Origin of the sequence: Methanofollis fontis (assembly GCF_004297185.1) — an archaeon.
In the GTDB taxonomy this organism is placed as follows: Archaea; Halobacteriota; Methanomicrobia; order Methanomicrobiales; family Methanofollaceae; genus Methanofollis; species Methanofollis fontis.
In genome coordinates, this window is record NZ_PGCL01000004.1 from 26,211 (window position 1) to 44,114 (window position 17,904).

General features: G+C 55.2%; 22 protein-coding genes and 2 tRNA genes. 9 read left to right on the forward strand and 15 right to left on the reverse strand.

The features are described 5' to 3' along the window. Positions 1-213, reverse strand: coding sequence for a hypothetical protein (locus CUJ86_RS09780; RefSeq protein ID WP_130647406.1), 213 nt, complete (start codon positions 211-213; stop codon positions 1-3). Between the two features lie 70 nt (positions 214-283). Between CUJ86_RS09780 and CUJ86_RS09785 the strand changes: the two genes are divergently transcribed. Then, positions 284-787, forward strand: coding sequence for a hypothetical protein (locus tag CUJ86_RS09785; protein ID WP_130647407.1), 504 nt, complete (start codon positions 284-286; stop codon positions 785-787). 126 nt (positions 788-913) lie between these two features. Here CUJ86_RS09785 and CUJ86_RS09790 read toward each other — a convergent pair whose 3' ends face one another. The 3 genes from CUJ86_RS09790 to CUJ86_RS09795 form a co-directional block, all read right to left on the reverse strand. After that, positions 914-2,896, reverse strand: coding sequence for a hypothetical protein (locus CUJ86_RS09790; protein ID WP_130647408.1), 1,983 nt, complete (start codon positions 2,894-2,896; stop codon positions 914-916). A 406-nt stretch (positions 2,897-3,302) separates the two neighbouring features. Continuing rightward, the gene (locus CUJ86_RS11860) at positions 3,303-3,443 is read right to left on the reverse strand and encodes a hypothetical protein (RefSeq protein WP_165394863.1); all 141 of its coding nucleotides are present in this window, start codon (positions 3,441-3,443) and stop codon (positions 3,303-3,305) included. A 138-nt stretch (positions 3,444-3,581) separates the two neighbouring features. Then, positions 3,582-3,725, reverse strand: coding sequence for a zinc ribbon-containing protein (locus CUJ86_RS09795; protein ID WP_130647409.1), 144 nt, complete (start codon positions 3,723-3,725; stop codon positions 3,582-3,584). A 272-nt stretch (positions 3,726-3,997) separates the two neighbouring features. Here CUJ86_RS09795 and CUJ86_RS09800 point away from each other — a divergent pair, with 272 nt between their 5' ends. Beyond that, positions 3,998-4,936 (forward strand): DNA-methyltransferase, encoded by a 939-nt coding sequence (locus CUJ86_RS09800; RefSeq protein ID WP_235855642.1) that lies wholly within the window; start codon positions 3,998-4,000, stop codon positions 4,934-4,936. A gap of 13 nt (positions 4,937-4,949) precedes the next feature. Further along, the gene (locus CUJ86_RS09805) at positions 4,950-5,717 is read left to right on the forward strand and encodes a PaeR7I family type II restriction endonuclease (RefSeq protein ID WP_130647492.1); all 768 of its coding nucleotides are present in this window, start codon (positions 4,950-4,952) and stop codon (positions 5,715-5,717) included. A 238-nt stretch (positions 5,718-5,955) separates the two neighbouring features. On the opposite strand, the gene CUJ86_RS09810 is transcribed toward CUJ86_RS09805, so the two are convergent. The 7 genes from CUJ86_RS09810 to CUJ86_RS09830 all read right to left on the reverse strand — a co-directional run bounded on the left by CUJ86_RS09810 (position 5,956) and on the right by CUJ86_RS09830 (position 9,568). Next, entirely contained in the window at positions 5,956-6,942 is a 987-nt protein-coding gene (locus CUJ86_RS09810) for a hypothetical protein (protein WP_130647411.1), read from the reverse strand. After that, entirely contained in the window at positions 6,942-7,472 is a 531-nt protein-coding gene (locus tag CUJ86_RS09815) for a DUF6932 family protein (RefSeq protein WP_130647412.1), read from the reverse strand. The genes CUJ86_RS09810 and CUJ86_RS09815 overlap by 1 nt, the downstream gene beginning before the upstream one ends. Before the next feature lie 109 nt (positions 7,473-7,581). After that, complete coding sequence (locus CUJ86_RS09820; protein ID WP_130647413.1) at positions 7,582-8,574, reverse strand: ArdC family protein; 993 nt, start codon at positions 8,572-8,574, stop codon at positions 7,582-7,584. Further along, positions 8,574-8,723, reverse strand: a complete 150-nt coding sequence (locus tag CUJ86_RS11865) for a hypothetical protein (RefSeq protein ID WP_165394864.1) — start codon at positions 8,721-8,723, stop codon at positions 8,574-8,576. The genes CUJ86_RS09820 and CUJ86_RS11865 overlap by 1 nt, the downstream gene beginning before the upstream one ends. 8 nt (positions 8,724-8,731) lie before the next feature. After that, a complete protein-coding gene (locus tag CUJ86_RS09825; protein WP_130647414.1) occupies positions 8,732-9,163 on the reverse strand; it encodes a hypothetical protein in 432 nt (143 codons plus the stop codon). Beyond that, on the reverse strand, positions 9,163-9,306 hold the full coding sequence (locus CUJ86_RS11870; RefSeq protein WP_165394865.1) for a hypothetical protein: 144 nt from the start codon (positions 9,304-9,306) through the stop codon (positions 9,163-9,165). Before CUJ86_RS11870 ends, CUJ86_RS09825 begins: the two co-directional genes overlap by 1 nt. Position 9,307: 1 nt before the next feature. Continuing rightward, positions 9,308-9,568, reverse strand: coding sequence for a hypothetical protein (locus CUJ86_RS09830; RefSeq protein ID WP_130647415.1), 261 nt, complete (start codon positions 9,566-9,568; stop codon positions 9,308-9,310). A 133-nt stretch (positions 9,569-9,701) separates the two neighbouring features. Between CUJ86_RS09830 and CUJ86_RS09835 the strand changes: the two genes are divergently transcribed. Further along, positions 9,702-9,881 carry a helix-turn-helix domain-containing protein gene (locus tag CUJ86_RS09835; RefSeq protein ID WP_165394866.1) on the forward strand — a complete coding sequence of 60 codons (180 nt, stop codon included), beginning with the start codon at positions 9,702-9,704 and terminating at the stop codon, positions 9,879-9,881. Positions 9,882-10,216: 335 nt separating this feature from the next. Then, positions 10,217-10,363, forward strand: a complete 147-nt coding sequence (locus CUJ86_RS11875) for a hypothetical protein (protein ID WP_165394867.1) — start codon at positions 10,217-10,219, stop codon at positions 10,361-10,363. 265 nt (positions 10,364-10,628) lie between these two features. Here the strand turns inward: CUJ86_RS11875 and CUJ86_RS09840 are convergent, their stop codons facing one another. The 3 genes from CUJ86_RS09840 to CUJ86_RS09850 all read right to left on the reverse strand — a co-directional run bounded on the left by CUJ86_RS09840 (position 10,629) and on the right by CUJ86_RS09850 (position 12,194). Next, a complete protein-coding gene (locus CUJ86_RS09840; RefSeq protein WP_130647417.1) occupies positions 10,629-10,871 on the reverse strand; it encodes a hypothetical protein in 243 nt (80 codons plus the stop codon). Positions 10,872-10,873: 2 nt separating this feature from the next. After that, positions 10,874-11,878: a site-specific integrase gene (locus CUJ86_RS09845; protein WP_130647418.1), complete on the reverse strand. Its 1,005-nt coding sequence runs from the start codon at positions 11,876-11,878 to the stop codon at positions 10,874-10,876. A gap of 241 nt (positions 11,879-12,119) precedes the next feature. Continuing rightward, positions 12,120-12,194, reverse strand: a tRNA-Glu gene (locus tag CUJ86_RS09850). A gap of 168 nt (positions 12,195-12,362) precedes the next feature. On the opposite strand from CUJ86_RS09850, the gene CUJ86_RS09855 reads away from it, so the two are divergent. Both CUJ86_RS09855 and zupT read left to right on the forward strand, forming a co-directional pair. Then, complete coding sequence (locus CUJ86_RS09855) at positions 12,363-13,475, forward strand: OBG GTPase family GTP-binding protein (RefSeq protein ID WP_130647419.1); 1,113 nt, start codon at positions 12,363-12,365, stop codon at positions 13,473-13,475. 73 nt (positions 13,476-13,548) lie between these two features. After that, a complete protein-coding gene (zupT, locus tag CUJ86_RS09860) occupies positions 13,549-14,331 on the forward strand; it encodes a zinc transporter ZupT (RefSeq protein WP_130647420.1) in 783 nt (260 codons plus the stop codon). Here the strand turns inward: zupT and CUJ86_RS09865 are convergent. Beyond that, positions 14,321-15,433, reverse strand: coding sequence for a tRNA (guanine(10)-N(2))-dimethyltransferase (locus CUJ86_RS09865; protein ID WP_130647493.1), 1,113 nt, complete (start codon positions 15,431-15,433; stop codon positions 14,321-14,323). The genes zupT and CUJ86_RS09865 overlap by 11 nt on opposite strands. A gap of 64 nt (positions 15,434-15,497) precedes the next feature. Between CUJ86_RS09865 and CUJ86_RS09870 the strand changes: the two genes are divergently transcribed. Both CUJ86_RS09870 and CUJ86_RS09875 read left to right on the forward strand, forming a co-directional pair. Continuing rightward, positions 15,498-15,572, forward strand: a tRNA-Arg gene (locus tag CUJ86_RS09870). 68 nt (positions 15,573-15,640) lie between these two features. Beyond that, complete coding sequence (locus CUJ86_RS09875; RefSeq protein ID WP_130647421.1) at positions 15,641-17,890, forward strand: DUF3160 domain-containing protein; 2,250 nt, start codon at positions 15,641-15,643, stop codon at positions 17,888-17,890. Positions 17,891-17,904 lie beyond the last annotated feature (14 nt).

Consider the following 17,904-nt stretch of genomic DNA (forward strand, 5'->3'; position numbering starts at 1 on the left):
TCACAGTCCGAAGAGGCGGAGGAGGAGGGCGCCGATGTTCAGGCGGGGGCGGTGCTCGGTACCGGCGTGCTCCCGTCGCCAGCCTTCCAGTTCCCGCACCCGCTCTTCGAGTTCGTCGTGTGTCTCCTTGATCTCGTCGAGGGACTCCCGTATCCATTTCACGTCGCAGGCCACCTCGAAGAGCATGTCCCGGACGGTGGTGTCGTCAGGCATAAAATTACTATCGGTAATTGAGATATATTAATATATTATCACCAGTAATATGTGCATGAGGTGAAGTACTATGGCCGATTTCACGCAGACCTCTGTAACCAAGACCGCCGTGCGGGAACTTCCCGCCCCGATTGCCGACGCCGCCACCTTCGCTGGCATCATCGCCGACATCATTGCAAACAACCCCTGGGGCTGCACCCCCTATACCTCGGGCGGGGTGGAGCACGCCGCCGTGGAGAAGGCGAGCGAGTCCTACACCGTGAAGGTGAACTATGAGGACGAGGAGGGCGCCGTGATCGGCGACGCCGCCGTGGATTGTCCCTCGCTCTCGGGCTTCAACGCCGCCGCCACCGAACTCCAGGGGAACGAGGCCCTCGAGACCGCCGTGGGCGGGGACGTCGTGCGCAACCCGGACGCCGACACCTTCAACTGCCGGCTGAAGTGCCACGCCGCCAACGGCGAGCTGTATTATGTCTCGTTCACCCGCAAGTCGGTGCGGGTCACGTCCTATGAGGACGACTCCATCCTCACGACCATCGAGACCTGGGCGGACGGTGTGACGGCTCTCAACTGAGGGCCACCCCCCTTCCTCCGGTTTTGTTCCGTCCCTCTTTGTCACCACCGGGCCGCTGAGGGGGCGGCCCTCCCCCCTCTGGGGTTTTCTCGAACCTGACTATCCTTGCATGAGGTGAAAAATAGACTAGTTTAAGGATTTCAATAGGAGTTGTATGAGTGGTAATGCCGCTTTGACCCCTTCAGATAATGTTTGTGTTGTGTCAATGGTTTCTTTAATCCCCCTTAACCATGCTTTTACCTTTTCCAGAGTTGGCTCCTGTGGAGGCATTGGCATGATCCCTTTTTCAAACACACTTTCACTTTCCAACACTGACATAATTGCATCGAGTTTTTGTTGCGTATTTGAATCAAAGAGAGACAATAGTTCATGCAATGTTTCATATTTTATTGACATCTCACGAAGTTTTGCCTCTGCTTCGGCGTTGGCCTTTGCAAGATATTTAATCCGGTTTTTCTGATCATTATATTCTAAAATATGTTCTATAAAAGGCTCATCAGAAATTATCTCTATAAAACTGGCGTCTGCCAAATCCCCTCTATTTGATTCTAAAGCCCTACGGATTTGCTCTCTTAAGGGATGATTTAGAATAATGTTTTTAACTGTGTTTATGTCGTTTTTTGATAGTCCGATCTTGTAAGTTACTAATTTTGCATAGTCTTCTATTGTTAGTTTACTTCGAGTTGTGGTCATCGAATATTTTAATATGGCCTCACTAACCATTTGTTGGTCTTCTGTGTCAAATTCAACACCAGTATAAGCGATAAAATAATTCAATAAAGAACGTGGCTGTAGTACGAGGCCAAGTTTATTATTATGTCTTTGGTACAGCCCATCTACTATGGCTAATAAGTTATCAAAAGTAATGAACCAGGGTCCAAATATTTCTCCAGTATTGCCTCCAGATATAGATCCTCTAGCACAATCTACAAAACCAATGCAATGAGCATCATGGGCTACCTGTTGCTTGGAGCGATTTTTTTCTTTTCCAACGAGATTTATGGTATCTACTATATAGGATTCAGTTACATCATTTATTTCACATTTGATCGTATTTGGAATCTCTTGTACCGTCATTTTATTAAACGAAAATTCCCAACCCCTTAAAAATTCGTAATAATCATCCCAATTTGTGATCCCATCTATTTCATTCTGATTTATGAAATCTTCAACAAATTGATTCATAATTGTGGGGCGTGCCTTTGAAGAGGATAAACCACCCATCTCGTGGTTCGATCCCTCTATTAATCTCCACATTTCATCTTTTGTCTTTGATAAGTAATATAGGGGAATATTCCTCTTCTTACAATACTCAACAATAGTTAATGTCAATGGGTGTCGAGGATCCGTTTTACAAAAAAGAGATACTAAAAATGAGGTATCTAATACTAAATACCTAAGATTTTCAACAATATTAATGGATGGAAGAGATTTTGCTTGAAACATAATGTGCATACAGATTGTTGAGTAATATGAATTGAATACCAATTTTTGTAACTGTGGACTATTCGATCTTAAGTATTCAATAATTAATTGAGAGAACTTTTTCGCTGAGTCGGGCAATAAGCCAGATTGACTAACATTGTTCTCAATTATTTTTTGTATATCAATTTCCTGAAGAGACTCCAGTTGAAACTCTAAATTCTCAGATGTGGATGCAACATGAGTAAGTAGTCGAAGTATTATGTTCTCAAAAATGGGTTTAGCATCTCTATCAAGATAAATATCATAGTCAGGCATTTGTTCTTTCAAAAAGGTATTAAATTCATCCCATATTGGAGATACTTGTGTTGAAAAATTATTTATTGGTATTTTTTTGTCCATTCTATATTTCATCCCATTTACTTGACTTAGTACCCCGTCATCAATTAATTCTTCAATTACAACAATGGCATCTTCTTTTTCAATCCTACACTTGATCGAATTTTTGATTTTTATTATCATTTCATCCAACAGGATTATGTCGCCAACATCATAATCTGTCAATGCCGCCAAAAAAAATGATTTACAGATTTCACTTTTTATTCTCACCACATTGTTATCAGTCAGTATGAGTAATCTTGCAACGATTTCATTATTCATTTCTTCATCAATGTTACAGGCATCCATTTTTCCTTCCGTAATTGAACTTTTATCATCTCAACTATTGCTGCCAGGGGATTATTTCTGATAAGTAAATTCTTATCTGCTTTCGTAATTATAATCGTTTTGAATTATTACTTCCTGAATTAAAAGAGAAAGTTTGGATAATTTCGGCTCTGTTGAAAACCTCCTTTTAGGGTTCATGCCACTTTCCTCCATCGATGATCAGACAATATCTGGGGGTTGTGGGAAGCATTTCAACAGAGCCATAATTTCTCAGAATTATGAAGAATACTCAACTCCGCCCATGTCATCTCAGAATGCTCGCAGCATTCCATTTCCCTCTTTATGCTGTCCTGATGTGGGATGGAAAACTGCCTTTCCGTTCCTATTCCTCTCTGGAGATAGGAAAGGTTTGGGTAGAGGTAAAGGTTCACTCTTTCCTGTTCTTGTTACCTTTGCAAACGCTCCACGGGGGCAGGGTGTCGGTGTCGTCGTCGAGGGTGAGAACCTTCCCGCACCCGAGGCAGGTGTATCTCCCGGCTCCGGGTCTGTCGCCGCATGTGTATGGCATGAAGAAAGAGCGGGCGGCGGAATCCATAAAGACGGGCCGTGCGTGGGGTGAAAGTGTGCGGGGAGTGTGTTGACGGCCCGCCGTGTTTGCTTATATGATCCAAAAAAAGAGGGGGAAGTTCGGTGAAATGGTGGGGTGCTAGTACGCCTTCCTGAAATCACAGCGTTCACACCGGCTACAGGGGGGCAAGCGGTCGGTGTCGTCGTCGAGGTAGAGATCTTCACCACAGTGGAGGCAGACATATCTGCCCTTTCCAGGTTTTTCGCCACAGGTGTATGGCATACAGAATCAAACAACAATAGCAAGGATAAATTTATTGAAAGCATCTCGAACCTCTCTGATGACCAATTCAATCCCTTAAAAGTGAGAAAGACAATACAGATCACCCTCCCCCACTCTGAGCCCCACCATCACCGACGATGGCAAAACACAGTGGGGAATGTATGTAAACAGGAGCGTCGATAGTATCCTCAGATATGATCTCGCGAGCCGTCCAACCAGGATCATCCAGCCCCCTCCATTCTGAAAAATCATTCTTTATCAATCAGGTCGGGTTGGACCAGCCACTCGAAACCTATGTCCCTGCAGATATTCTTGCAATCGCCGAGGCCGAAGGGCAGCGTGCAATCCCCCAGATCGCCAAGAACCCTGCGTTGATAAAAGAGATCGAAGCACTCTCCAGCAACCTCCCGTCGCAGCACCGCTTTATCAATAGGGACAGTCGGAACCTCGACTGCATTCCCGATGAAAGTGTTCACCTCGTCGTCACCTCGCCGCCGTACTGGATTCTCAAAAAATACCCTGAAAAGGATGAACAACTCGGCCAGATTGCAGATTACGAACATTTTTTGGATGAACTGGATCGGGTCTGGCAACATATCTATCGGGTCCTCGTCCCCGGCGGTCGGCTGGTCATCGTCGTCGGGGATGTCTGCCTCCCCCGCAGGATAGTCGGGCGCCACATGGTCATGCCCCTCCATGCCTCCATACAGGAGCACTGCCGGAAGATCGGGTTTGACAACCTGGCGCCGATCATCTGGTATAAGATCGCAAACGCCTGTTTCGAGGCAAAATCGCCAGGCTCGTTCCTGGGCAAACCCTATGAACCGAACGCGATTGTCAAAAACGATATCGAATACATCCTCTTCCAGAGAAAACCAGGGGGTTATCGGAAACCCACTCAGGCGGCCCGGTTGTTGTCGGTCATCTCCGAAGAGAATCATAAGGCGTGGTTCCGGCAGATCTGGGACCTCAAGGGGGCCTCGACCCGTGAGCATCCTGCACCCTACCCACAGGAACTGGCAGAACGGCTTGTGCGGATGTTTTCGTTTGTTGGTGACACGGTGCTCGATCCCTTCGGCGGAACGGGAACAACCGCTCTTGCTGCAGGGCGGTGGGGGCGAAACAGCATCACCGTCGAGATAGAAGAAAAATATTTCTCAATGGAGATTGATCGGTTTATTCATCAGTTTAAACAGTCTCGATTATTCTGATAGGGGCATGTTCATGGTGAACGAACGGATTCTTCAAGAGATTTCACGAGATGACTATTTTTCCGATGCGGTGCGGTATTTCTGGGATAAACGGGCGTCACAGGCGGAGGACCAGAATAACCGGGGGGTGAAAGATCAGGGCAGCCGTTCGGAGGCGACGGGCGGAAAGCACATGGACGGGTTTTTCTCCCTCATCGAAACGTTGTTGCTGGATGTTGGTGTGCCTGCGGAGGATATCTGCACACGGAAGAGAAACCTGGACCTTCCCGGATTTTTTCGCGCTGAAAAACAGTGGGATCTGATTGTCATTAAACACCGCCCTGAAGGAGAGAAAGAACTGGTTGCGGTTCTTGAACTGAAGTCTCAGAAGGGGCCGTCGTTCGGGAACAACATCAACAACCGGACCGAGGAAGTGTTGGGGAGTGCGTATGATCTCTGGACAGCCTACCGAGAAGGTGCCTTCAAGACGTCACCATCTCCCTGGTTGGGATATATGCTCTTGCTGGAGGACTGCGACAAGTCCCGGAAGAGCGTGAGAAATAACGAGCCGCACTTTGATGTTTTCCCTGAGTTTAAGAACGCCTCCTATGCTGAACGCTATCATCAGACCTGCCTGCGGCTGGTGCGGGAGCGGGTCTATTCTGAGGTGTGTTATCTGCTGGCGGACCAGGAGGAGAAGATGAAGGCCAGGAATTATTCTGAACCAGATGAGATGTTGGCAGGGACGCGGTTCCTGCGGTCCCTGTGCTCGCATCTGAATAATTTTTATGAACTGAAGTGATTTCTGATCTCTTTTTCTCTTTCTTTGTGGGAAGTGATGGTGTGGGCCGCTGACGGCCCGCCGTGTTTGCTCGCCCTGCTCGCGGCACACCGCGGGCCTCCTTCTGTACGCTGTCCTGGTGCGGGGGGACGCCCGCGGCTTCGTCGCTTTGCTCTTCACCGCCGGCATATTGCTGAATCGACATACTTTGATCTATGTGCATATTCATGTCCAAGACACTTTTAGGATATGCTCACGGTCAATCGAATTTCTTGATCACTTTCATTAAAGTCCACTTATCTATTTCGAGATCTTGTGCTTCATTATAGAATCTTTCATGTTTGAATTCGCAACAAACACGCTGATTAAAGTCCCATCTGGATAATTGCGAGGCGAGGTTCTTAATAAATTTTCCAGAGATTATTGCTCCATTGTCCAAATAAAATTTGAATCGGCGCTCCTTTTGCCCTAATGTATCTAATTTGCCTGACAATTTTTCATAAGTTATTGGAAATGTATCAATATTCGTGAGAATTTCAAATGTCCTTGAAGAAAATTCTTTCTTTATAACTTTTTTTTCAAACTTTTCACACCCTAATTCATCATAAAACGAGATATCAAGCTGATTCTTTGCAATCTGCTCTATGAATTTTTTATATTTGGAAAACACCCGAAAACCCAAATCTTCACGAAGCCTTTTCAGTTTTTCTAAGTCATTTGAGCAATCGAAAATATCATTTATTGTTTCTAAGGCATCAACTATTTGAGTTGCCTCATTGGAATATGACAGAATATTCAATGAGTCACTAAATACAATCCGAAATGACCCTGAACTTGTTGCAGCCACGTTCACTGTAGACAATTGAGTGATATGCCTCGGTATTCTCCCTTTCGAAGATTCTCCCCCACCATTCCTCCTATGTACTACCGACGTGAGAAGTTCTTGATATGTAGTTAATACTCCTCCAAGTACAGCCGCAGGTATTTCATTTGAAAACGAATTTATTGAGAAATTTTCATTTTTTGAGAGTTTTAAATCAAATAATGAACGATGCTTTAATTTAAATGCCTCATTTAATTCATTTAGCAATATTGAGCGTCTATTTACTACGCTTTGAAGGCTAAATTTAAGGGCCTTATCTGAAGGATACATCTCGACATATTGGTTATAATGGCTGATACTTTCATCAACTACAGCCAAATCTTCCTTTATTATTTGGATAGATCTAGGGTCTGAGGAGTACATTACTGTGAAACCTCCTCAAGTAGTGTCATTTTGTATTCCTCTGATAGGGTGTCAAGAATTACCAGACCTCGTTTTATCGTCTCACTCTCATCAGTGGAAAAAAATTCTTTCCATCTCTGCACCTCAGCAAATGTAATGTTGTATCTTCTATCTGTTTCTGGATACACGGGAATATATATTGTATGATGATAAAGAATCTGATATCCATTGTTTATTAAAAAGAATCTATCAAATTCGTCTTGTTCAGGGTGCCCATTGTATTTTAGACCATCATAAAGAACTACCATATCTATGTCTCCTGGATTGAGTTTAGCAGATGTAAAACTCCCCCCCATCCATTTTTCAATTGTGATTTTAAAAGTCGATAAAAATCCAGCATATCCTATAAAATCGGAAAAAATCGTGCTTCGTGTTTCTGATTCTGGGAATTCGGTAACAAATCTATTTTTATATTCCCTTAATGTTGCGGGGTAATATCCTGGGGGCAAATATCCATTTTCAACAAAATCCGGGATCTGGCTCTCTACCATGTTTTATTGCCTCAATCACTGTTTTAAAATCACAAAACATAATAAATCTTCGATGTTTGTTGGAAATATTTTTTATATGTGACATCTTCACAACACCGACTCGATAAAATTATTCACGATATTGGTGGGCCCCGGCGGTCGGTGCGCCGCGAGCCGGGCGAGCAAGCACGGACCGCCGGCGGGGGCGGGCGGCGGGATAGAGCGTAACCGGGGCCGAAGCGCCCCGGTCATGGTGAGCACGAGCAGCAGAGCGTCCCCCCCAGGGAAGAGGCCGAAGCGCCCCGGTCAGCCAGTCCGCCGCCCGCTGCGCATCGCTCGCCGCCCGCACCACATCGGCCGCCGTCCCCTCCCGGATCCGCCGGAGCCACCCCGCGATATAGGCCGCCTGGTTCTCGGCCACCGGCGGCGTATCGATCCCGCAGATCGCACACAGAAACGCCGCCCCCATCTCGGCTGTCAGTTCCTCGCGGGAATAGCGTTCGCTCCCGAAGCGGGCCGCCCTGGTGATCCCCTCCCGATCCAGGCGGTGGGCCGCCCCGGTCCAGTGCGTCAGTTCGTGAAAAAAGGTCGAATAATAGGCGGCGGCGCTCTCGAACCGCTCCGGCCCCGGCATGGTGATCACGTCCCGCCCCGGATAATACGCCGGTTCGCCCGCCCGCACCCGCGGCTCATTCCGCCGGATCACCTCCTCGCACGAGGCCACCGGCTCCGGGGCGGCGAGGCCCTCCGGCTCGATGCCGTCGCACTGGCCGAGGTGGAACACCTTATAGTAGCGCACAAGGGGCCGCTCCCGTCGGGCCACCACCCGCCGCACCTCGCCGGTCGCCGGGTCGCGCACTTTTCGCTCCTCGTCGTACTTCCAGAGCACCACCAGACCGGCGGCCCGCTCGCCCTTCCGCACATGCCCGCCCGCCCGCTGGATCTGCCGGTAGGTACCCCACCAAGAATGACCGGCCAGCAGCACCCGGTTGATCCCGCGGTAGGGTCGGCGGGTGGCGAGGTTGCACGGCGTCATGCCCTGCCAGGTCTGCCGCCAGGGCACCGTCCCCGACTCAAGAGAGGAGATGATGCGGTCCCGCACCATCTCATAGACCGAGGCCATCAGGGCCACCGCCGGAAATCATATTCGACACTGCAGCGCCCGCACCGCACCACGCCCCGGCGGACGGTGAAAAACTCGCCGACCGCACCGCAGCGGGGGCAGCGGTCGGAGAGGACCGCCCGCCGTTCCCGGATCTCGGCAACGCTCATCCGGGCCATCACCGACACCCCCCGGCCCGCCGCGGCGGGTTGGCGGCATCCCCGAACCCCCGCTGCAGGCCCTCGTCCATGCTGTCGCTGCGGTCCGGCGTGACGCTCCGGACCGGCGTGTCCGGCACCCCGAGGCGGGCGGACAGGCGTTCCCCGGCGGCCACGGCCCTGACCTGCGCCAGAGAGGAATACATCGGCGCCAGGTGACGGGTGAGGAGGACCTGCACGCCCCGCCCGCTCCGGGTCGGTGCGACGCTTCCCGCCTCGTCGATCACGTCCACGTCGTCCCCCCGCCGGATCTCATAGACCGGCACCCCCCGCCCTTCGGAGAGGAGCAGGGCGGCGTCCGTCATGCCGACCACCAGATCGCCGCCGCCCCAGGCCATCAGGTTGATCCTGAGGGCGCCGCCGGCCCTGGTGATTGTTCCGACGCTCCGCATTACGCATCCCTCCGGGGGAGGAGTGCATACGCCGGCCCGCCCTCGTAGGGCGAGGGGACGAGAGCACAAAAAAGATAGCGGGGAAGGTCAGATACTCCCTGCTCTTCACGAGCGTTCGGGGTGGTGGTTCTGTCGCCAAACATTTCACGCCACCTCGAAGACTGCCGCTTTTCCACCGTTCTGAACCACTCGCAGGAGGTCGGCCCACGCCGCCGTGAACATCCGCCCGGCGTAGCGCACGTTGACCGCCCGCCCGCTCTTTGACCGTGCAACCCTGCCGACCCTGCGCCCGTCCTTCATGGAGCGGAGGGCGTGGTCGTCGAAGAAGAAGCCGCCGATACCGTCGAGGACGCAGATCATCCGCCCCTCGAAAAGACCTATCCGGCCGATTTTTTCAAATCCCATGTTTCTCACCTCCGGGGGCGGTCCCCCCGCCCCCTATACCGTTATAGGTCGTTATGTATAATAAATGTTTCTTATGGTATGTTATGGTATATTGTAGGCAACATTTATGGACCATAGCGACCAAACCCTTTGCATGGCAGAGATCGAGCGGATGTATAACCTCACCGACGCATCCGAATACCTCGGCAGCGACCCCCGCAAACTGCGCCGCCTCATCGCCGACGGAAAACTCCCGGCGGTCAAGGTGGGCCGGACCTGGTGCATCAAGGAGAGCACGATCAAGAAAATTCAGGACGGGGAGTTAGAGGTTTAAAAAGCAATTATTTTCATCTACTAATTATAATGCCAATCACATGGCTATCACTGTTAATTCAACACTCCTGTCTATATTTATCGCATTGCTGGCGGGAGCAATGGGAGGTATTTTTGTGGGTTCATATAATTCGTTGGTAGAACGTTTATCCGACCCGTGTAAGGAAAGATTTCACCGAGGGGTCATCATACTATATTTTGCATTAATAATCTTTTGTCTAATAATGCTGGTTCTATCCTCCCAGGCATCGTGATCTTTTCATCATATTCCATTTTTCGCAGGATATGCTTGGCCGCTTGTGCCAACCATGACCGGGGACCTTTCGGCCCCCGGTGATGCTCCATCCCGCCGCCCACCCCCGCCGGCGGTCCGTGCTTGCTCGCTCCTGCTCGCGGCGCACCGACCGCCGGGCGGTTCTCGTTCACTCGCTCCCGCTCGCGTCACGAAAACCGCCCTCCCTCCAGAGCACCTATCGCAGCTGACTGCCCCGGAGGGGAGGAGCCGCCGATAGGCGGCGGGCGGGGGATGCCGACGTCGCCCGGAGGGGATGCTCGCCCATCCCCGGAGGGGGACCGTCGGGCCGAGCGGAGCACGGTGCCTCTGGCACGGTGCGGAGCGAGGAATCGGTACAGCCGCCGACAAGGAGCGAACAGCGACGCCGGCGGGGGCGTCCCCCGCAGCCAGGCCCGGCCCGAAAGCGGCCCGCGGTGTGCCGCGAGCACGGGCGAGCAAACACGGCGGGCCGGACTACGCCCCCGCCTTTTCCTGTTCACCCGCCCAATGCGTCCTGTAAAAGCGGATCGCATACACAATCTGCCACACATAGAACACGAACGCGGCACAATAGAGCACGAAACAGAAGAGATCCGGGGCGTGGAAAACACATCCCAGAAACACGACAGACAGCAAAAGAACGCACACGCGGATAGGGAACGTCCACTCCCACGTCGTTTTCACCACGAACTTCAAATCCAATTCATCCCGGTCCATCGTCACCCCTCACGCGCCGAGTCCATCAACACCCGCACCACCGCCGGGTTCGCCTTCAGGAGCGTCTTCAACTCGTTCATCACATCCTCAGCGTTCATCGGACGACCGCAACTGTAACAATATCGGGCCGCCGGGGGGTTCACGATCTCGCAATACTGGCATTTCACCCCCTCGACACCCTGCCACAACTCGCCGCCACCCACGATCCCGTTCTTCTCCAGGACCGCCCGATCGATATCGCACCCCGTCAGATGGGTATAGGTCGCAAACTCCGTCGCCGCCACCGTCCCCCACATCATCAACTTGATCACCGTCTCCGGGTAGCCCTCCTGGATCATATGGGTGATCCGCGAGTGGCGGAAGGTATGCGGCGTCACATGCCGACCGAGCCCGGCCCGCTTCACCACCTCCCTGAGCAGGGCCGCCACCGCCGCATAGGTCAGGGCCTTGTTCGACCGGCTCAGGAACACCAGGTTATCCCCCTCCGCCCTGAACGGATACACCGACCGCCACTGGATCAACGGTTCGCGGGCCAGCACCAGACGGATATACCGGGGCCGGTTCGTCTTGAAGTTCACATTCGCCACAACGCCGTTCTGATCGAAGACCAGGTTCCCCCAGGTCAGCGTCCCGATCTCGCCGGCCCGAAACCCGCCTTCATATAGCGTCGTCACGAGCGCACGGTCCCGCACCGACCGGGCCGCCGCGATGACCCGCTCCACCTCGGAGGGCGATAAAAGGTCGGCGGCGGTCTTGGTCATCCGGTCCTTTGCGGGGGTCTTAATCCTCCGGAGTTTCTCGGTGGAGATGTCGATATACTCTTTGAACGCAAGCCACCGATAGAATTGTTTCAGGATGGTGACATAATCCCGAATGGTGTTCTGTTTATAGGGTGTGCCCCGTCGGCTGGTCCCGCACCGCAGAAGATTGATGCCGTTGAGAAGGTCGGTGAGGTCGTTGTCGAGATAGGGACCGAGGTATCGTCTCCATCCGACGAGATGGTGCATGATTTTGTGTAAGCGGACCGTGCTAACGTTGTGATAGGCCGCTATTTCTGCCAGGTATTCACGAATTAAAGAATAATCCTGTTCAGAAATCGTGTTGCTCAAAAGACTTTTTTTGAGGGACTCGTTCAATGAGTTAATTTTAATACGATGAAAATTACTATCAAGAATTGTGGGTGCTTCTGCTCTCAACTTCGTCACCGAGAGCGAATAAGGCCCTAAAAGATTTTAACTTTATCTAAAGTGCTGCTATGGGGATTTGAACCCCAGTCGCAGGAGTGAGAGTCCTGCATGATTGGCCGGTCTACACTATAGCAGCATGGCGCACCTGAGTGCTCTACAATATTGGATATGAGCGTATTTAACCATTCCGCTCTGCGCCGCCCGATTCCTCGCCGCCCGCCATATCGAGTTCAACGTCGCGCAGAAGCGGAACGGCGTTCCCTATCCACGATCCTTATGTAGTCACCTGACAGATATTTGAGGAATGAGTGGTCTTGACGATCAGATCAAGGAGATCGAGGACGAGCTCCAGCGCACCGTATATAACAAGGCCACATCCAAGCATATCGGACGCCTGAAGGCAAAGCTCGCCAAGATCAAGGAAGATGCCGTCCAGCGGGCGATGAAGTCCTCGGGCGGCGGGGAAGGGTATTCGGTCAAAAAATCCGGCGACGGGACCGTGGTGCTCGTCGGGTTCCCATCGGTCGGGAAATCGACGCTCCTCAACCAGCTTACCGACCAGAAGAGCGAGATCGGCGCCTATGCCTTCACCACCCTGACGGTCGTTCCGGGACTGCTGGAGCACAAGGGGGCAAAGATCCAGATCCTGGATATTCCGGGCCTGATCGCCGGTGCCGCCATGGGAAAGGGACGCGGCAAGGAGGTGATCGCCGTGGTGCGGAGCGCCGACCTGATCATCATCCTGGGCGACGTTTACAACGGGATCCATATCGATGTGCTGATGAAGGAACTCTATGACGCCGGTATCCGGATCAACACCCCGAAGCCCGACATCACCATCAAAAAGACCGGGAACGGCGGCATACGTCTCAACTATGTCGGCGATGAGGCGCTGGACATCGAGGAGGTCCGCTCCATCCTCGCCGAGAACAAGATCATGAACGCCGATGTGCTCATCCGCGGTTCGATCTCCCAGGAGGACTTCATCGACGCCATGATCGGCAACCGGGTGTATGTGCCGGCATTCATCGCCATCAACAAGGTGGACCTCGTCGATGAAAAGACCAGAAGCGAGATCGAGACCGACCTCACCGAACGCTTCGGCGAGCACCCCCACATGATCTCGGCGCACTCCGGTTACAACATCGAGGAGCTCAAGGACGCCATCTTCGACCACCTCGGGTTCATGCGGATCTATATGAAACCGGTCGGCGGACCGGCAGACCTCGAGGAACCGATGATCGTCAGGTCGGGATCGACCATCGAAGACATCTGCCGCCGCCTCCACCGCGAATTTGTCGAGAAGTTCAGGTATGCAAAAATCTGGGGCAAATCCGTGAAGCACGATGCCCAGCGGGTCGGCCTCCAGCACACCCTCGCCGACGGCGACATCGTGACGGTCGTCACGCGGTTCTGAGGAGCAGGGTCGATGTTGTCGGGGGGATACCCCCGACGGCTATATATGGGTGAGCGGGAACCCGGTGACGGGTATGATCGATCCCGAAGGGGTTGCCGTCGCCTTTCTGCTGACGCTCATCGCCGGACTCTCCACCTGTATCGGAAGTCTTCTCGTCCTTTTTACACGACGAACGAGCACCCGGCTTCTCTCTTTCTCCCTGGGGTTCTCGGCCGGAGTGATGATCTATGTCTCCTTCACCGAACTCCTGCCTGCGGCACATCAGGCCGCAGGGAACGAATGGGCAGTTCTATGTGCCTTTTTCGCCGGGATCGCCGGGATCGCCGCCATCGACCATATCATCCCCTACCCCCAGAACCCCCATGAAGCCCGGCGGGTGGAGGAGGCGGAGAAGGGGACCGATCCATCCCTCTATCGCACCGGCCTCCTCGCCGCCCTCGCAATCGCACTCCACAACGTCCCGGAGGGGATGGCCACCTTCTATGCCGCCACCGCCGACCTGCGGATCGGAGTGCCGATTGCCGTCGCGATCGCCATCCATAACATCCCGGAGGGGATCGCCGTCTCGGTGCCGATCTGCTGTGCCACCGGCAGCAGGTGGCGGGCATTCGGGTACGCCCTCATCTCCGGACTCGCAGAGCCCGCCGGTGCCCTGATCGCCTTCCTGATCCTTCTGCCATTCCTCTCTGCGAGAGTCCTCGGCCTGCTCTTCGCCTCTGTCGCCGGGATCATGATCTTCGTCGCCCTCGACGAACTCCTGCCGGCCGCTCGGGAGTACGGAGAGGCCCACCTCGCCGTCTATGGTCTGGTGATCGGGATGGGCATGATGGGGGCCGTGCTGATCATCACGGGTTGACGCCCAGGACGGCCGCCTCGACCACATCTGCCGGCGCATCGGTCCGCACCCCGGTACCGGCATAGTGCGTCCGCGTCGCCCCGTAGCCGGCGGCCCGCAGACGCTCAAGCATAACGGCCATCGTCGGCGGCGAGGCCCGGAGGTGCTTTGCGACCTCATGATAGTCATAATAGGAGGAGGTCGGGAGTTCCTCGGCCAGCAGGGGGAGCAGACGCGAGAGGTAGCGCTCGGTCCCGAACCCCATGCCGGGCAGCAGGCCTGCCATCTGCCCGATCAGATCGGGGTCATTCACCCCGCCGAGCCAGAGGGGGCCGATCGGGCGGAGAGATGAACCGCATCCGGGGCAGACGGCGGCGGGAGGGATGAGGCCGACCGCCTCCTCACGGTGGATATCATTTGTGCACTGCATCACATACCCGATCCGCCCGAGGGTGCGGTCGGCGTGCCGCACGCCCCGGCGCACCCGCAGGTGGAGTCGGACGAAGTGCTCTCGGGCAAAGCAGAAGAGGGGCTCGATACCGCGGTCATACTTGACCATCTCCCGGGCCACGAACCCGAGGAGTATGCGCAGACCCACCTCGCTGTGGTAGTCGGTGTTCATCGGGCGGGCGAAGTAGCGGCGCATCCCGGCCTTCAGGTGAGCGCCGCAGAGGGGGGCGGTATCGGTAGCGGTGACGCAGAGGTAGCGCCGTGCACTCCGGCAGGCCGCATCCACAAAGGGCGCTGGCGTCCCGAAGGGGTCGAGGTCGACGGCATCGAAACGGCGGGTGCTCATCAGGGCATTGGCGTCGCCGCAGGTCACCTCGACCCCCTCTCCGGCATTTCTCCTGATCTCGGCGGCGGCACCGGGATCGATGTCATTGATCGTCACCGGCGTGCCGCTCTCATTCGCCACCCGCAGCCCCCGCACGCCGGTCGCCCCCATGGCGTCGAGATAGTCGGACGGTCGCACCGCCGCACAGAAAAGGACGGTGGCGTCCCGGTTCGCCTCCATCCGTCGGTTATAGAAGATCGGGGCCGAACCGGGAGGGAAGGCCGCATTCTCATCCTGAACCGGTGCAAAAAATGACGTCCTCCCCTCAGTGACCAGGACACGCTCCATCGTGCCAGAAAGGTGGCGGCTCACAAACCTTAATACCTTGCCGGCGACCACAGTATAGAGCACGGGGCTTGTGGCCTAGCCAGGACATGGCGTCAGCCTCCTAAGCTGAACGCCGGGGGTTCAAATCCCCCCAAGCCCGTCCCTTTTGCTTCGAAAAAATTCGCAGTCATCCGCATCTTTATCCGCCCTGATGTCCATGGTGGAGGCATGGAGCGGATCGCACTCATCCTCCTCATCGCCACCATTGTCATCCTGATGACGAGCGGATGCACAGGCAATGGCGGCGACAAACCGTCGGATACTGATTCCCCCCTGCTCTCCGGCAGCGGCGCCTTTTCTGAATACTATCAACCCCTGCCGCTCGAGGTCAATCCCTCGGCGCCGCAGTATCCCCTGCCGCTCGACCTCGCCACCGTCACCAACCGTGGGGAGGCGACGACCGCCCTCTCCCTGGACCGGAACGCCACCGCCATGCTCGTCCAGAACGGGTTTGTGGTCGTCGAAAACCCGTTCAACCGGAGGGAGACAGACATCGTACGCCCCTACTCCGTCCTGAAGACACGGGGAGTCCCGGTGTTTGTGACCGCCGACTCGGTCCTCCACCTCTACCACATCCAGTTCGACGAGACGATGCGGACCATCGAGGAGGAGCGGTTCTATGACGACCTCTGGGCCCTTGACGCCGCCCTGCTCAATGCCTCGATCGAGAGGCTCGCCACCGCCACAGGTGATGAGAGAGAGGCGGCGTTGCGGAACGCCGCCTATTTCGGCGTGGCGCAGGCGCTGCTCGCACCTGCACCTGACCAGATCAGCGATGACACCGGGTTTTTGCAGGAGGATGCAGGGCACTATGCCGCCACCACGCTGCCGGCGGAGGTCGCCTCCATCGTCGACGCCGAACTCGCCCTGATCCGTGCACACGGCGGTCTTTCGGAGAGCCCGATCTTCACCTACACCGAGGACTACTCCCAGTATGTGCCGAGGGGCCACTATACCCGGTCCGAACGGCTGAAAAACTACTTCCTGGCGATGATGTGGCACGGACGCCTGGCATTCCTGCTCACCGGCGGCGAAGAGGGTTCGATCGTCAGCGCCGAGGAAGCAGCGGTCCAGACGGCGGCCGCCGCACAGATCGCCGCCGCAACCGATGCCGACCCCGCCCTGATGGAGCGCTGGAACCGGATCTATACGGTCACCGCCTTCTATGCCGGATACTCCGATGACCTAGGCCCGGCCGACTATATCGAGGCGATGAAGACCGCCTTCGGCAGCGCGAAACCCACCCTCACGGCCGACGAGATCGCCAGCCTGCAGGAGGAACTCCGCTCCCATGCCCCGCCGGCGATCTATAGCGGTACCGGCGATCAGGTGGTCTCCACCGAGGCGGAGGCCAGGCAGGCCCTCAACGCCACCATGGGGTTCCGGTTCATGGGGCAGCGGTTTGTCCCGGACTCCTATGTCTTCTCAGAACTGGTCTACCCCTATGCCGGGTCGTTCACCGGCACCGGTGACGCCTTCACGATGGTCGAGGGCGAACGGGCGATCCCGACGGCCCTCGACGTCATGGCCCTGCTGGGCTCAGAGCGGGCTGCCGGACTCCTGGACGAGGGGGAGGACAGCAGGTACCTCAACTATACCGAGGTCTCAGAACGGCTGGAGGGCGAGTTCGCCGCCGTGAACGAGAGCGGCTGGACCAGAAACCTCTACTGGGGCTGGCTCCACGCTCAGCGCCCCCTCCTCGAGACCTTCGGGGAGGGGTATCCGGCCTTCATGCAGACCCCTGCATGGAGAGAGAAGGAACTGACGACCTCACTCGCCTCATGGACCGAACTCCGCCACGACACCATCCTCTACGCCAAGCAGAGCTACACCTTCGGCAAGGCGATCGCCGTCGAACCGATGGAGCAGGAGGTCTCAGGGTACGTGGAACCGGTGCCGGAGGTCTACACCCGCCTCCATGCCCTCACCGTCATGACGCGCCAGGGTCTCGCGGACCTGGACGCCCTCGACGGGGTGTCAGAGCGCCGCCTGCAGAGCCTCGAGTCGGTCCTCGAACGCCTCGCCGACATCTCGGCACGTGAACTGAACGGCGAGGACCTCACCCCCGCCGACCACGCCTTTATCAGGAATGTCGGCGATGTGCTCGACGGCGCCCTCACCGATGTCGATGAGCAGGGGAAGACGACCGCGATCGTTGCCGACGTCCACACCAATCCCTTCCATGACCTCGTCCTCGAGGAGGGGGTCGGCTATACCGACCTCGTCGTTGTCGCCTGCCCCACCAGGGACGGATCGGCCTTCCTTGCCGCAGGACCGGTCCTCTCCTACTACGAGTTCACCGTCCCCCTCTCTGGTCGACTCACCGACGAGGCCTGGCAGGCGATGCTCCGCACAGACCCGCCCGACCGCCCCTGGTGGACGGCGGGCTATGCCTCCCTCCGCTCCGGCCAATCTTGAAATATCCCGCCGTC

Coding starts and splice junctions, on each gene's coding strand:
- CUJ86_RS09780 (WP_130647406.1), bottom strand. CDS start 213: ATGCCTGACGACACCACCGTCCGGGACATGCTCTTCGAGGTGGCCTGC.
- CUJ86_RS09785 (WP_130647407.1), top strand. CDS start 284: ATGGCCGATTTCACGCAGACCTCTGTAACCAAGACCGCCGTGCGGGAA.
- CUJ86_RS09790 (WP_130647408.1), bottom strand. CDS start 2,896: ATGGATGCCTGTAACATTGATGAAGAAATGAATAATGAAATCGTTGCA.
- CUJ86_RS11860 (WP_165394863.1), bottom strand. CDS start 3,443: ATGCCATACACATGCGGCGACAGACCCGGAGCCGGGAGATACACCTGC.
- CUJ86_RS09795 (WP_130647409.1), bottom strand. CDS start 3,725: ATGCCATACACCTGTGGCGAAAAACCTGGAAAGGGCAGATATGTCTGC.
- CUJ86_RS09805 (WP_130647492.1), top strand. CDS start 4,950: ATGGTGAACGAACGGATTCTTCAAGAGATTTCACGAGATGACTATTTT.
- CUJ86_RS09810 (WP_130647411.1), bottom strand. CDS start 6,942: ATGTACTCCTCAGACCCTAGATCTATCCAAATAATAAAGGAAGATTTG.
- CUJ86_RS09815 (WP_130647412.1), bottom strand. CDS start 7,472: ATGGTAGAGAGCCAGATCCCGGATTTTGTTGAAAATGGATATTTGCCC.
- CUJ86_RS09820 (WP_130647413.1), bottom strand. CDS start 8,574: ATGGCCTCGGTCTATGAGATGGTGCGGGACCGCATCATCTCCTCTCTT.
- CUJ86_RS11865 (WP_165394864.1), bottom strand. CDS start 8,723: ATGAGCGTTGCCGAGATCCGGGAACGGCGGGCGGTCCTCTCCGACCGC.
- CUJ86_RS09825 (WP_130647414.1), bottom strand. CDS start 9,163: ATGCGGAGCGTCGGAACAATCACCAGGGCCGGCGGCGCCCTCAGGATC.
- CUJ86_RS11870 (WP_165394865.1), bottom strand. CDS start 9,306: ATGTTTGGCGACAGAACCACCACCCCGAACGCTCGTGAAGAGCAGGGA.
- CUJ86_RS09830 (WP_130647415.1), bottom strand. CDS start 9,568: ATGGGATTTGAAAAAATCGGCCGGATAGGTCTTTTCGAGGGGCGGATG.
- CUJ86_RS09835 (WP_165394866.1), top strand. CDS start 9,702: ATGGCAGAGATCGAGCGGATGTATAACCTCACCGACGCATCCGAATAC.
- CUJ86_RS11875 (WP_165394867.1), top strand. CDS start 10,217: ATGCTCCATCCCGCCGCCCACCCCCGCCGGCGGTCCGTGCTTGCTCGC.
- CUJ86_RS09840 (WP_130647417.1), bottom strand. CDS start 10,871: ATGGACCGGGATGAATTGGATTTGAAGTTCGTGGTGAAAACGACGTGG.
- CUJ86_RS09845 (WP_130647418.1), bottom strand. CDS start 11,878: ATGCACCATCTCGTCGGATGGAGACGATACCTCGGTCCCTATCTCGAC.
- CUJ86_RS09855 (WP_130647419.1), top strand. CDS start 12,363: ATGAGTGGTCTTGACGATCAGATCAAGGAGATCGAGGACGAGCTCCAG.
- zupT (WP_130647420.1), top strand. CDS start 13,549: ATGATCGATCCCGAAGGGGTTGCCGTCGCCTTTCTGCTGACGCTCATC.
- CUJ86_RS09865 (WP_130647493.1), bottom strand. CDS start 15,433: ATGGAGCGTGTCCTGGTCACTGAGGGGAGGACGTCATTTTTTGCACCG.
- CUJ86_RS09875 (WP_130647421.1), top strand. CDS start 15,641: ATGGAGCGGATCGCACTCATCCTCCTCATCGCCACCATTGTCATCCTG.